Consider the following 12,145-nt stretch of genomic DNA (forward strand, 5'->3'; position numbering starts at 1 on the left):
TCTAGACTGCCTAGGCGGCCCTGGCCGGCTGCAGCACCCGCATGACGGCGCGGGCACGCTTGGCCACTTTCTGCACCGTGAAGCCCGGCTTGTAGAGCGAGCCACCGAGACCGAAACCGGCAGCGCCCGCCTCGAACCACGGCTCCATGTTGTCGGCGTTGATACTGCCAACCGGCAGGATCGGCATGGTCGAAGGCAGCACAGACCGCAGGCTTTTCAGCACAGCGGGGGAGAATGCCTCGGCCGGGAATAGCTTCAGCCCGTCGGCACCGGCCTGGATCATGGAAAAAGCTTCGGTCGGTGTGGCAAAACCCGGTACTGCCACCATGTCCAGCACCTTGGCCTTGTGCACCACATCGGCACAGGCATGCGGCGCAACGATCAATTGACCGCCAGCCTGACAGATGCGCTTCACATTGGCCGGATCGACCACGGTACCGGCACCGATCAATGCCTTGTCACCAAATTGCTTGGCCAGTGCCTTGATACTGACCAATGGGTCGGGGGAATTCATCGGCACTTCGATGATGCGAATCCCGGTCTCGATCAGCGCCGCACCGATCTCAAGTACTTCATCGGGTTTGACGCCACGCAGGATGGCGATGAAAGGACAGGCGCGCAGCCAGGCATTGAGGTCAATCATGGCGTTCTCCCTTTCAGCAGCTGGCCCAGACGATAAAGTCCGTGGGCCGCCGCATTGTCCGGCGCGATATCGGCGGCGATGCCGAGCATGGCAAAAGCCTTCCGGTAACGCGACGCCAGAGCGCCGGTTCCGACAATGATCACACGTCCGGCCCAATCTGTCGCGCGCAATTCATGGCCAATCAGAATGCCGGAGAGATAGTCACTCCCTGCTGCAGCGCACACTTCTTCGAACAGTCGTCGCGTCCGCACTCCGAACAGATGATGCAGCAGACCGCCGGTTTGGCCCGACCGCGCGATCCCGTCAGCGAAGGCCTTTTCGGCGGTATCGGGGTGCGCGACCTCGTCGGGTTTCAGCATGGCGGCAATCAGGCCCTGGCTTCTCAGCAGGGCGAAGAGTTCACCTGTCATTGCCGTCGCGAAGTCTGTGATGCGGCCAGCCCGCAGATGCGCGTGCTTGGAATGTGTACCGGGCAGGCAGATGGTGGCATCGACCGCAGTGTCGAGACCAAATATCTGCATCTCTTCACCGCGCATAACATCAGGAACCCCATCAACATTGCGGCAAGAGAGACCGGGAACGATATGCGCCATCCGCCCCTGCCCCAATTCCACCGGACAGAGTTTATCGGCCAAGTCGTCGAGGCTGGCCGGGCATGCGGCATAGGGTGCCTCACGCCAGCCCTGGCGACTGCCGACCATGCCGGACAGCAGGACGGAGGCATCGGGAGATGCATCCAGCCAGTCGCCGATCTGGCCGCGCAAAACAGCGGGGTAGTCGGTCGGCGTCAGGCTGGCTATGCCGGATGCCCCGGTCCGTGTCTCAAGGACGATGCCATCCGGCCCGAGGCGGTATGCCCGGAAACCGCTGCTACCCCAGTCGATCCCGAGCACGGTTGTTACGCCGCGAGACGCTTGCCTGTGCCAGCGTCGAACAGATGCACGCGGTCCACGCGCGGCATCAGGTGCACCATGCCGCCGGGCTGGAAGCCGTGATGTTCGGCGAAGACGCCGCAGATCTGCGCACCGCTCAGGTCGGCATAGACGAAGGTGCTGGCGCCCGTGGGCTCCACCACATTCACCTTCACCGGCAGGCCATTGCCCTCAGTCGGCGACAGGTGTTCCGGCCGGATGCCATAAACCACCGCCTGCCCGTCCTGGCCAGCAATATTGCTGCCCAGCGGCAGATCAATGCCAGCTTCGGTCGCCACCCAGTTGCGGCTGCCGTCGCGACGCAGCACGCCCTTGATCAGATTAATGGCCGGCGAACCGATAAAGCCCGCCACAAACAGGTTGTTGGGGCGCTCGTAAAGTTCGAGGGGGGTGCCGATCTGCTCGACGATGCCGTCATGCATGACGACGATGCGGTCAGCCATGGTCATGGCTTCGATCTGGTCATGGGTAACGTAGATCGATGTGGTCTTGAGCTGCTGATGCAGCGCCTTGATTTCCGTGCGCATCTGCACGCGCAGCTTGGCATCTAGATTGCTGAGCGGCTCATCGAACAGGAAGACCTGCGGATTGCGCACGATGGCGCGGCCCATGGCCACACGCTGGCGCTGGCCGCCCGAAAGCTGCTTGGGGTAGCGGTCGAGATACTGGCCCAGACTGAGAATCTGCGCAGCGCGCTCGACGCGCTCGGCGATCATCGCCTTTTCGGCTTTCCGCAGTCTCAGCGAAAACCCCATATTCTCGCGCACCGTCATATGCGGATAGAGCGCGTAATTCTGGAAGACCATAGCGATGTCGCGGTCTTTCGAGGGCACCTCGTTGACGATTTTTTCTCCAATCCGGATGTGGCCGCCAGAGATTTCTTCCAGGCCGGCAATCATGCGCAGCAAGGTCGACTTGCCACAGCCCGACGGACCCACCAGAACGACGAATTCGCCGTCCGGAATCTTGACGTCGATGCCATGAATGACTTCCAGCGCGCCGTATTTCTTGCGCACGGCCTCAACACTCACACTCGCCATGTCAAACTCCCTGTCACTCTTTTTTTGTTACTGCCCCGCCTCAGGACTTCACTGCCCCCGCAGTAAGCCCCGCCACCATGTAACGGCGGAACGCGTAATAGATTGCTGCCGGCGGCAGCGAATAAATGATGCCGGTCGCCATCAACAGGTTCCACGGCGCGTCGTCGGTGCTGAGGAAATGCCCCAATGCCACCGACAGCGTGATGTCCGTATCAGACGACAACAGCAGGAAGGCGTAGAGATACTCGTTCCAGGCCAGTAGCAGCGCGTATGTGCCTATCGCGACCATCGACGGCATCATCAGCGGCAGGTAGATCAGCCAGAAAATCTGGATCGGACTAGCGCCGTCGATACGGGCGGCCTCATCCAGTTCATAGGGCAGTTTGTCGGCATACTGCCGCAGCATCCAGATCGCATAGGGGCTGGCGAAGGTAACCATGGTCAAGATCAACGACCACTTGCTGCCCAGCAAGCCATACTGCCCCATTGCGGTATACATCGGGATTGCCAAGAAGGCGGCCGGGATCAGGTACGTGAGCAGCGCCAGATTCGATACTGTCTCGCCGAAGCGAACCTTGAGGCGACTGATCGCAAAACTGGCGCAGGTGCCGATCGTCAGCGTCAGTACCGCCACCGCCACGGCGACCAGAGCCGAGTTGAACAGCTGGGTCCAGAAATGACCGAGGAAGTAATGCCCCTGCGTCAAGACGGTCTTGTAGTTGTCGATGGTCGGCGACTTCGGCCAGATCGCGCCGGCAAAGGCCTCGGCCTGCGGCGTGATCGACATGACGAACAGATGGTAGATCGGAATCAGGGTCCAGATCAGGACAAGAATCCCCACCAGGATCAGGCGCGCCTCGCCGAATGCCCTCTGGACGTTCACTGGTTCTCTCCGCGCAGGCGCTTCAGCATCAGGATTGTGATCGGGATCATGAAAGGCAAAGCCACAATCACGGTGGCAACACCGGCGCGGATTTCACTCATGCCGAAGGCATAGCGAATGCCGAGCGTGGCCAGCACCTGGGTTGAATCGGCCGGACCACCGCCGGTCAGGAGGTAGATCGAATTGAAGTCGCCCAGCGTCCATATAGTCGAGAGCAGCGTGGAGGTGATGTACATGTTCCGCACGCCGGGGAAGGTGATGTAGAGGAATTTCTGCAGGCCGCTGGCACCGTCAACATCGGCCGATTCATACAGATCCTTCGAGATGGTCAGTCGCGCCGCGACCAGGATCAGCGTCCAGAACGGCAGGTATTTCCAGATATGGATGGTGACGATAGACCCCAGGCCATAGACGCGGTCGAGCAGCCAGCCCGGCCCATCCTGCATGGTGAACTGGAAGATCAAGGAGTTCACCATGCCCCATTCCGCATTCAGCATCCAACGGAAGGACAGGATGGTGGGGATGGAGGGAATCGCCCAAGGCAGGATGAAGATGAAGCTGACCCAGCGGATCCAGCGCCGCTCATGCACGAAGAACCCTGACAGCAGCAGCGCGAGGAACATTTTCATGTTCACGCCGAGGCCGAGGAAGATGACGGTGTTGATCAGCGTGCGAATGAAGATCGGGTCATCGAAAATCCGGCGATAGGCCTTCACCTCGGTGCCGAGATAAAGCCCGTAGCCGACCGGATAGAGCACGAAGACAAAGAAGATAGCGATATAGGGGATCAGCATGATGAGCCCCCAGGTCGCTTCGGCCGACATGCGGCCGGAGCGGTGGGAGGGCGCGACGTCTTGCGCGATAGATACCATCGTCGCGACCCTCCCGTTACGCGTCAGCTCTTAACCAGAACCTTGATACGGGCGATCATTTCATCAACCGCCTGCTCCGGGCTGATCTTGTCGCCGGCGACGCGCGCAATGGCACGGCCCCAGACGTTCTCAGCGTTGATCGTAGTGAAGTGGTAGTCATAGACGAACTGGAAGGGGATCGTGCCTTCCGTGATGAACTGCTGATAGACCTGCTTGCGATGCGGGTCCTTGCCGTCCTTCCAGAACGGACGCTCGGCGCCCGCCTTGGTGACAGTGAACCAGCGACCCAGCGCGCCTTCGACGAACGGATTCAGGTTCTCGTCTTCCAGCAGCATGGCCAGGAACTGCTTGCCCAATATCTTCTGTTTGGCATCGGCGAACACCACAGCGGTCTTCACCGCGGCGAGGTTCGGCAGCGTGCCGCCATCGGGCTTCTTGGGCCAGCCGGCGGTCTGGATCAGCGTCTCATAGTTGATCTTGGCCTGAGCATCGCCCTTGTTGGCGTTGTCCAGGTGCGACGACGGGATCGAGATGGTCGCGTTATGCGTCATCACGGTCGTCTTGTTGTGGAAATTGACGTTGTTGTCAGTGTCGGTCCAGGTCACCGAGGACGGTGGCGTGCAACCCTTGAGGTTGACGTCGGCATAGTCCTTCAGCGCGTTGACCAGGCCCTGCTTAACCTTCGGGTTGTCGACCGTCAAGTTGCCGTCCTTGTCCACCGGAGACGCGTCATAGGCGTTCACGAAGGTCAGGAAGCTGTAGAAGGTGTCGCTGGCAGCGATCGAGCTGGGATGACCGACGCCATATACGCGCTTGCCCTTGGCGCGCAGCGCGGGCTGCACCTTGTCGCACCAGAAGGACCAGTAGCCCTTCCAATCGGTCGGGATGTCAGTGGTCTTGAAGCCGGCATCCTCGACCATGTCCTTCCAGTAGAAGGTATGAATGGTCTGCTGCTGCACCGGCATCGCGTAATAGGCGCGCTTCTTAGTGGTGGCGTTGTTCAGGAAGACCGTCTCAAGCGTGCCCGGCAGGAAGCGATCCTTGATCGGGGTGATGATGTCGGTCAGGTCTTCGATCTTGTTGTCATTCGCCCACTTGCCGGTGGTACGGAAGTCATAGGTGGTGCCGAAGCCCACATCCGGCGGCGTGCCGGCTTCGACGGCGCTGACCGTCTTGGTGATGATGTCTTCGGTGCTGAACAGGCTGAGCTGCACCTTGGCGTTATGCTTCTTCTCGAAACGCTCGATGAAGGCATACAGCGCCTTGTCTTCAGCTTCATAGAAGCCCTTGGTGAACCAGACGGTCACCGTCTGCTGCGCCACGGCGGGCGTGGCATAGGCCGTCATGCCGGCCAAAGCAGTCGTCGCAAGAATCAATCCCAATGCTTTACGCATTTTAGCGGTCCTCCCTGAACCATAGACCCGTTGTGGGTTCTACATGTCTTTCAATGCGACTCCGGTCATGCCGATGTTGCATCTCATATATCAGTTTAGCCAGCCCTCCCGGCCCTGCCAAGTCCCCTTTGTGCGGAATCCACACGCGACTTTCGGCTTGTATCCCGGGCAGACAGGTTATGACTGTGACTGCATGGTGGCCGCCGCGAAATCGGCGGCCACCATGCATTTAGTGATTGTGACGCGGCACGCCGTAGGTCTCGGCGATGCGCTGATAATCGGTGGCGAAATCCAGGCAGCCCCCTGTGGACAACTGCCCGACATATTTGCGCTGCAACTCCTGCCACGGCGTCTGGTTCACCAGCGTTGGCGGCGTCCAGGCCTTGCGGCGCTTTTCCAGCTCGTCCTTTGAAATCATGATGTCGGCCGAGCGCTTGTTGAGATCGATACGGATCTTGTCACCCGTCTTCAGCAAGGCCAGACCGCCGCCGACAGCCGATTCCGGCGAGGCATTCAGGATCGAGGGGCTGCCCGAGGTGCCGCTCTGACGCCCATCGCCGATGCAGGGCAACAGGTTGATACCCTGTTTCACCAGCCGGTCCGGCGGCAGCATGTTCACCACTTCGGCCGCCCCCGGATAACCGATCGGGCCGGTGCCACGGATCACCAGGATGCTGTTCTCATCCACCGGCAGGGACGGATCATTGATCCGCTCGTGATAATCCTCCGGCCCCTCGAAGACGATGGCAGTCCCCTCGAAGGCGTTGGGATCGCCCGGCCGCTCCAGATACTTCTTGCGGAATTCGGCCGACACCACCGAGGTCTTCATCACCGCCGATTCAAACAGCGTGCCCGACAGCACGGCAAAGCCGGCTTCCTTCAGCATCGGCTGCTCGTAGGGCTTGATGACATTGCGGTCCTCACAGACCGCGCTCTTCACATTCTCACCCATGCTCTTGCCATTCACGGTCAAGGCATCAGCATGCAGTTTGCCGGCTTCCAGCAGCTCGCGCATCACCACCGGCACACCGCCAGCATGGTGGAAGCCCTCGCCCAGATACTCGCCGGCCGGCATCAGGTTCACCAGCAGTGGCGTGTCATAGCCGACTTTGTCCCAGTCCGTCACATCCAGTTCGACGCCCATATGGCGGGCGATAGCGTTCAGATGCGGCGGGCAGTTGGTGGAGGCGCCCAGCGCACTGGCCGCCACGATGGCATTCTCGAAGGCCTTGCGCGTCATGATCTTCGATGGACGCAGGTCTTCATGCACGATCTCGACGGCGCGGCGGCCGGTCTCGTAGGCCATCTGGTGGCGTTCGCGATACGGCGCCGGAATCGAGGCGCAGCCGGGCAGCGACATGCCGAGCGCTTCGGCCATGCTGTTCATCGACAGCGCCGTGCCCATGGTGTTGCAGTGACCCGGGCTGGGCGCAGACGACGCCACCATCTCGAGGAACTGGTCGTAGTTGATGCGACCAGCGGCCAGTTCCTGGCGCGCAAACCACACGACAGTGCCAGACCCGGCGCGCATGCCCTTGTACCAGCCATCCAACATCGGACCACCCGATAGCACGATGGCGGGAATGTCCACGGTGGCGGCGGCCATCAGCATGCCCGGCGTAGTCTTGTCGCAGCCGGTGGTCAGCACCACGCCATCAATCGGATAGGAATAGAGCAGCTCAGCGAGCGTCATGTAGAGCAGGTTGCGATCAAGCGCCGCGGTCGGCCGCTTGCCGGTTTCCTGGATCGGATGAGTGGGGAATTCCATCGGGATGCCGCCGGCATCGCGAATGCCATCGCGGATGCGCGTCGCCAGATCGAGATGATGGCGATTGCAGGGCGACAGGTCGCTGCCCGACTGGGCGATGCCGATGATCGGCTTGCCACCGCGCAGCTCGGCCAGGGTCAGGCCGAAATTCAGATACCGTTCCAGATAGAGCGCCGTCATGCCCGGATCATGCGGATTGTCGAACCATTCACGGCTGCGGAGGCGTTTCTTGTTCTCGGTCATGGAGCGTTCCTCGGTACTGATGCTGGTTTCAGACTTGAGCTTTCTTCTGGCGTTCACGATGCAGGACGAACCAGCCGCTGGCCACGATGATCGCCGCACCCAGCAGCATCAGCGGCGTGGGAATATCGGCGAAGAACAGCCAGCCGAGTAGGATCGCCCACAGCAGCGAGGTATAGGTATAGGGCACCACCACGGCGGCCGGCGCCAGCTTCAAGGCCTGGTTCATGCACATATGGGCAGCGGTGGCGACAATGCCGATCAGCGCCAGATAGGCGATGTCGAGCGTGCTGACCGCGGACCAGCCCCAGGGCAAGGTCAGCAGCCCCGCCACGCCGACAGCCAGCGTGTGATAAACAATTAGCGACAATGAATTCGCCGCACGCAACTGCCGGGTGGCGATCATCGATAGCGCATAGGTGAAGCTGCCAGCCAACGCGATCAGTGCCGGCGCCGTGAACAGCACGCCGCCTTCCGGCTGCAGCACCAGTAGCACGCCGATGAAGCCAATGCCGACGGCCAGACCCCGGCGCCAGCCGACCATCTCGCCCAGCAATGGAATCGCCAGCACGGTCACAATCAGCGGCGTTGCCTGATAGACCGCCATCACATCGGCCAGGGGCAGGTGGCGCACAGCCAGATAGAAACACGCCACTTCGGCGACAATGAAGATCAGGCGAATGGCATGCCTGCCCGGCTGGGCGACGACGAAGACCTCGCGCCAGCCGGCGCGATGCACCATCGGCAGCAGCACCGCCAGAGCGGTGGCCGAACGGATAAACAGCAACTGACCGACGGCGACGCTGGCCACCATCCATTTGCCCATCGCATCGTTGAAGGTGAACAGCGCTGTGCCCAGCAGCATGAAAACAATGCCGCGCCAGTGACCTGCCATATCGATGCTTGCGGTTGCTCCGCTCACGCTACGCTCAGCCATGTTCCGCCTGCTCAGCCGCTCTTGCGTTCCCGACCACGCGCCTGCTCCTGCAGGATGATCTGGTAGTCGCGTGATGCGGCGCGGATGTGCACGCCCAGCAGGTTCATTGCCTTGGTGCGTTCCTTGGCGCGCAGCAGCTTGACGATATTCTGGTGTTCGGCCAGCGAATCTTCCACCGTACGATGCTTGGAGGTAACACGGGCGCGCAGGGCTTGGATTTTCATTTCCAGCTGCTGATGGGCCTGGGTCAGGAACCGGTTATTGGCACGCGCCAGAATGTGCAGATGGTATTCCGTATCGAGGCGTCGATAGGCCGGCATGTCGTCATCGGCCACTGCCTTGGCCATGCGGCGCACATTCTGCTCCAGCGCCGTCACCAGCCCGGCCTCGTCATTGGCGAGCGCATCGCGAAGCGCTGCCGATTCCAGGATGACGCGATACTGGCACATCTCAGCCGCCTCTTCCGGCGCCAGAGAAAACACGAAACTGCCGCGCTGCGGCTGGATGTCAACCAGCCCCTCCAGCTTGAGCTGCAACAGCGCCTCACGCACCGGGGTCTTGGAAATCCCAAGCTGGGCCGCTAGAACGTTTTCCGACAATGCTTCGCCCATCATCAGTTCGCCATTGGTGATGCGCGTGCGGACGTGATCCTTGACCAGTTCCGTGAGGGATTTCGGACGCTCCAGCCGCGTGGTGCGAACTGCGCTGCTTTTTGCCATGAGGGCCGACCTTGTTTCCTGCCAGATCGCACCGTAGCAGCGGCCTACGGCAGCCTCAAGTTAATATCTGATATGCCAGTTGACTTGCCGCCACCCCTCCGGTCGGCTAGGAAAGAGACAATAGGGAGGCGCTGACGCGATGGCGTTCGACATTCTCTGCCTTGGCGAAGCCATGGTCGAGTTCAACCAGACCGGCGGTGCCAGCAGCGACCAGTATCTGCGTGGCTTCGGCGGCGACACTTCGAATTGTGCGATTGCTGCAGCGCGGCAGGGCGCAAAAGCCGCTTACTGCACCCTGTTGGGCCAAGACCCCTTCGGCGACCTGTTGCTCGATCTCTGGCGAACCGAAAACGTCGACACCAGCACTGTGGGCCTGCGCACCGATGCGCCGACGGCGATCTATTTCGTCACCCATGGTGAGAAGGGCCATACCTTCACGTATTATCGCAAGGACTCAGCTGCCAGCCGCATGGCACCAACCGATCTGCCCGGTGCGTCACTGGAAGAGGCCAGGCTGCTGCATGTTTCCGGGATCACCCTGGCGGTCAGCGCCTCCTTGCGCGACACCGCGATGGCGGCGATCCAGCGCATGCGGAAGGCTGGCCGGAAAGTGTCCTTCGACACCAACCTCCGGCTCAAGCTGTGGCCCATTGAGGCCGCGCGCGACGCCATTCATGCCGCACTGAAGCTCAGCGATATTGCCCTGCCCAGTCTTGAGGACGCCACAGCCCTCACCGGCCTGAGCGAACCGACAGCCATTCTGGATTTCTACCGCGCCATGGGCATTCCACTGATCGTGCTGAAATGCGGTGCCGATGGCGTGCTGGTGGCTGGAGAAGACGGCAAACGCTGGCGCCTGCAAGGCCATCGCGTGCCAACGGTGGATGCCACCGGAGCGGGCGACTGTTTCGATGGCGCCTTCCTGGCCGAACTGGTGCGCGGCGCCAATCCACTGGACGCGGTCACCTATGCCAATGCGGCTGCAGCGCTAACCACGATCGGCTACGGCGCGGTTGCTCCGATCCCGCGCCGTGCCGCCGTGGAAGCCTTCTTCCAGTCGGTCGGAAAAATTCCGCCCCAACCGCTCTGAAGACTCAGCCTTTGTAATTCCTGGCCGTCTGGTGCTGTTCGCCCAGACCCTGGATGCCCAGATGAATCTTGTCGCCGCCCTTGAGATACAGGGGCGGCTTCTGACCCATGCCCACACCCGGCGGCGTGCCGGTCGAGATGATGTCGCCCGGCTGCAAGGACATGAACTGGCTGAGATAGCTCACCAGATAGCGTACGCCATAGACCATGGTCTTGGTCGAGCCATCTTGGAAACGCTTGCCGTTGATGTCGCAGAACATCGGCAGATTCTGCGGATCCGGCACCTCATCGGCGGTCACCAGCCAGGGGCCAATGGGGCCGAAACTGTCGGCGCTCTTGCCTTTGGTCCATTGGCCATGGCGTTCGATCTGGAAGGCGCGCTCGGACACGTCGTTGATCAGGCAATAGCCCGCGACATGTTTCATCGTATCCTTCTCGTCCACATAGCGCGCCACCGAACCGATCACCACGCCGAGCTCGACCTCCCAGTCAGTCTTCTGCGAGTTCTTCGGGATAATCACATCGTCATTCGGACCGGTGATGGCCGAGGTCGCCTTCATGAAGATGATCGGCTCCGGCGGCACGGTCGCGCCGGTCTCCGCCGCATGGTCCGAATAATTCAGGCCGATGCAGATGAACTTGCCGACGCGATTGATGCAGGGCCCCAGGCGAGGATTGCCCGATACCGCCGGCAGCGCGGCCGGATCGAGCGACCTGAGCTTGTCCAGCCCGGACGGACCCAGCACGCTGCCGGCAATATCCGGCACCACCGTGGACAGGTCGCGAATGGTGCCGGTCGCATCAAGCAGACCGGGTTTTTCCTGGCCCACCGGGCCGTAACGCAGAAGCTTCATTTTGTTTTCTCCCTTGAAACGATCAGATCGACCAGCCGCCATCGATCACATGGATCGTGCCGGTGGTGAAGGCGGATTCATCGGCGGCCAGATAGACGGCCAGCGCCGAGATTTCTTCCGGCGTGCCCAGACGCCCCAACGGCTGGCGCGCCACGAAGCCGGCACGCGCCTGTTCGACACCACCCGCAGCCGCGGCCTGGCTGGCGATACGATCATCCAGCGACGGCGTCTGGATAGTGCCCGGGCAGATCGCGTTGCAGCGGATGCCCTGCTTGATGAAATCGGCAGCGATAGACTTGGTGAGGCCGATGACAGCCGCCTTCGTCGTACCATAGACAAAACGGTTTGGCGCACCCTTCACCGAAGAACAGGCCGACGCCATATTGACGATCGAGCCCCCCTTGCCTGCGTCGATCATGGCCGGCAGCAGCGCCTTGGTCATGCGGTACATGCCGCGCACATTAAGGTCGAAGGAGAAATCCCAATCCTTCTCTGACGTCTCCAAGATCGTGCCGTGATGCACGAAGCCGGCACAGTTGAATAACACATCGACAGCCCCGGCCTCTTTGGCAAAGGCCTTGATGGCATCGGCATTCATGACATCCAGCTTGCGCGTGCGAATATTAGGCAAGGCGCCAAGCTGTTTCAGCTTTTCCTCATTGATATCGGTGGCAATCACCGTGGCGCCTTCCTGCGCAAAGGCGATGGCCGAAGCCCGGCCGATACCCTGGGCTGCCGCAGTCACCACTGCCGTCTTGCCTTCCAAACGCATTA

12 protein-coding genes are annotated in these 12,145 nt (G+C 61.2%); 1 reads left to right on the plus strand and 11 read right to left on the minus strand.

Features of this window, described 5'->3' with window-relative positions:
• Nucleotides 1-10: 10 nt before the first annotated feature.
• The 9 genes from AC1RRE_RS15330 to AC1RRE_RS15370 form a co-directional block, all read right to left on the minus strand.
• Nucleotides 11-643: a 2-dehydro-3-deoxy-6-phosphogalactonate aldolase gene (locus AC1RRE_RS15330; protein WP_492982059.1), complete on the minus strand. Its 633-nt coding sequence runs from the start codon at nucleotides 641-643 to the stop codon at nucleotides 11-13.
• Nucleotides 640-1,536 (minus strand): 2-dehydro-3-deoxygalactonokinase, encoded by an 897-nt coding sequence (locus AC1RRE_RS15335; protein ID WP_492982060.1) that lies wholly within the window; start codon nucleotides 1,534-1,536, stop codon nucleotides 640-642. Before AC1RRE_RS15335 ends, AC1RRE_RS15330 begins: the two co-directional genes overlap by 4 nt.
• A gap of 5 nt (nucleotides 1,537-1,541) precedes the next feature.
• Complete coding sequence (locus AC1RRE_RS15340) at nucleotides 1,542-2,615, minus strand: ABC transporter ATP-binding protein (protein ID WP_492982061.1); 1,074 nt, start codon at nucleotides 2,613-2,615, stop codon at nucleotides 1,542-1,544.
• 40 nt (nucleotides 2,616-2,655) lie between these two features.
• Nucleotides 2,656-3,498, minus strand: coding sequence for a carbohydrate ABC transporter permease (locus AC1RRE_RS15345; RefSeq protein ID WP_492982062.1), 843 nt, complete (start codon nucleotides 3,496-3,498; stop codon nucleotides 2,656-2,658).
• Nucleotides 3,495-4,292 (minus strand): carbohydrate ABC transporter permease, encoded by a 798-nt coding sequence (locus tag AC1RRE_RS15350; RefSeq protein ID WP_492982063.1) that lies wholly within the window; start codon nucleotides 4,290-4,292, stop codon nucleotides 3,495-3,497. Before AC1RRE_RS15350 ends, AC1RRE_RS15345 begins: the two co-directional genes overlap by 4 nt.
• 101 nt (nucleotides 4,293-4,393) lie before the next feature.
• Nucleotides 4,394-5,764 carry an ABC transporter substrate-binding protein gene (locus AC1RRE_RS15355; RefSeq protein WP_492982064.1) on the minus strand — a complete coding sequence of 457 codons (1,371 nt, stop codon included), beginning with the start codon at nucleotides 5,762-5,764 and terminating at the stop codon, nucleotides 4,394-4,396.
• 229 nt (nucleotides 5,765-5,993) lie between these two features.
• Nucleotides 5,994-7,775 (minus strand): IlvD/Edd family dehydratase, encoded by a 1,782-nt coding sequence (locus AC1RRE_RS15360; protein ID WP_492982065.1) that lies wholly within the window; start codon nucleotides 7,773-7,775, stop codon nucleotides 5,994-5,996.
• Nucleotides 7,776-7,803: 28 nt separating this feature from the next.
• The gene (locus AC1RRE_RS15365) at nucleotides 7,804-8,709 is read right to left on the minus strand and encodes a DMT family transporter (protein ID WP_492982066.1); all 906 of its coding nucleotides are present in this window, start codon (nucleotides 8,707-8,709) and stop codon (nucleotides 7,804-7,806) included.
• An 11-nt stretch (nucleotides 8,710-8,720) separates the two neighbouring features.
• Nucleotides 8,721-9,428, minus strand: coding sequence for a GntR family transcriptional regulator (locus AC1RRE_RS15370; RefSeq protein ID WP_492982067.1), 708 nt, complete (start codon nucleotides 9,426-9,428; stop codon nucleotides 8,721-8,723).
• 139 nt (nucleotides 9,429-9,567) lie between these two features.
• Between AC1RRE_RS15370 and AC1RRE_RS15375 the strand changes: the two genes are divergently transcribed.
• Complete coding sequence (locus AC1RRE_RS15375) at nucleotides 9,568-10,518, plus strand: sugar kinase (RefSeq protein WP_492982068.1); 951 nt, start codon at nucleotides 9,568-9,570, stop codon at nucleotides 10,516-10,518.
• A 4-nt stretch (nucleotides 10,519-10,522) separates the two neighbouring features.
• On the opposite strand, the gene AC1RRE_RS15380 is transcribed toward AC1RRE_RS15375, so the two are convergent.
• On the minus strand, nucleotides 10,523-11,371 hold the full coding sequence (locus tag AC1RRE_RS15380; protein ID WP_492982069.1) for a fumarylacetoacetate hydrolase family protein: 849 nt from the start codon (nucleotides 11,369-11,371) through the stop codon (nucleotides 10,523-10,525).
• 22 nt (nucleotides 11,372-11,393) lie between these two features.
• On the minus strand, nucleotides 11,394-12,143 hold the full coding sequence (locus AC1RRE_RS15385) for an SDR family oxidoreductase (protein ID WP_492982070.1): 750 nt from the start codon (nucleotides 12,141-12,143) through the stop codon (nucleotides 11,394-11,396).
• Nucleotides 12,144-12,145 lie beyond the last annotated feature (2 nt).

The organism is Ferrovibrio sp. GW821-FHT12D07, assembly GCF_058807275.1.

What these genes read in the sequence shown, in the direction of transcription:
- AC1RRE_RS15385 (WP_492982070.1), bottom strand. Translation starts at nt 12,143, where the DNA reads ATGCGTTTGGAAGGCAAGACGGCAGTGGTGACTGCGGCAGCCCAGGGT.
- AC1RRE_RS15370 (WP_492982067.1), bottom strand. Translation starts at nt 9,428, where the DNA reads ATGGCAAAAAGCAGCGCAGTTCGCACCACGCGGCTGGAGCGTCCGAAA.
- AC1RRE_RS15355 (WP_492982064.1), bottom strand. Translation starts at nt 5,764, where the DNA reads ATGCGTAAAGCATTGGGATTGATTCTTGCGACGACTGCTTTGGCCGGC.
- AC1RRE_RS15330 (WP_492982059.1), bottom strand. Translation starts at nt 643, where the DNA reads ATGATTGACCTCAATGCCTGGCTGCGCGCCTGTCCTTTCATCGCCATC.
- AC1RRE_RS15375 (WP_492982068.1), top strand. Translation starts at nt 9,568, where the DNA reads ATGGCGTTCGACATTCTCTGCCTTGGCGAAGCCATGGTCGAGTTCAAC.
- AC1RRE_RS15365 (WP_492982066.1), bottom strand. Translation starts at nt 8,709, where the DNA reads ATGGCTGAGCGTAGCGTGAGCGGAGCAACCGCAAGCATCGATATGGCA.
- AC1RRE_RS15360 (WP_492982065.1), bottom strand. Translation starts at nt 7,775, where the DNA reads ATGACCGAGAACAAGAAACGCCTCCGCAGCCGTGAATGGTTCGACAAT.
- AC1RRE_RS15350 (WP_492982063.1), bottom strand. Translation starts at nt 4,292, where the DNA reads ATGCTGATCCCCTATATCGCTATCTTCTTTGTCTTCGTGCTCTATCCG.
- AC1RRE_RS15380 (WP_492982069.1), bottom strand. Translation starts at nt 11,371, where the DNA reads ATGAAGCTTCTGCGTTACGGCCCGGTGGGCCAGGAAAAACCCGGTCTG.
- AC1RRE_RS15340 (WP_492982061.1), bottom strand. Translation starts at nt 2,615, where the DNA reads ATGGCGAGTGTGAGTGTTGAGGCCGTGCGCAAGAAATACGGCGCGCTG.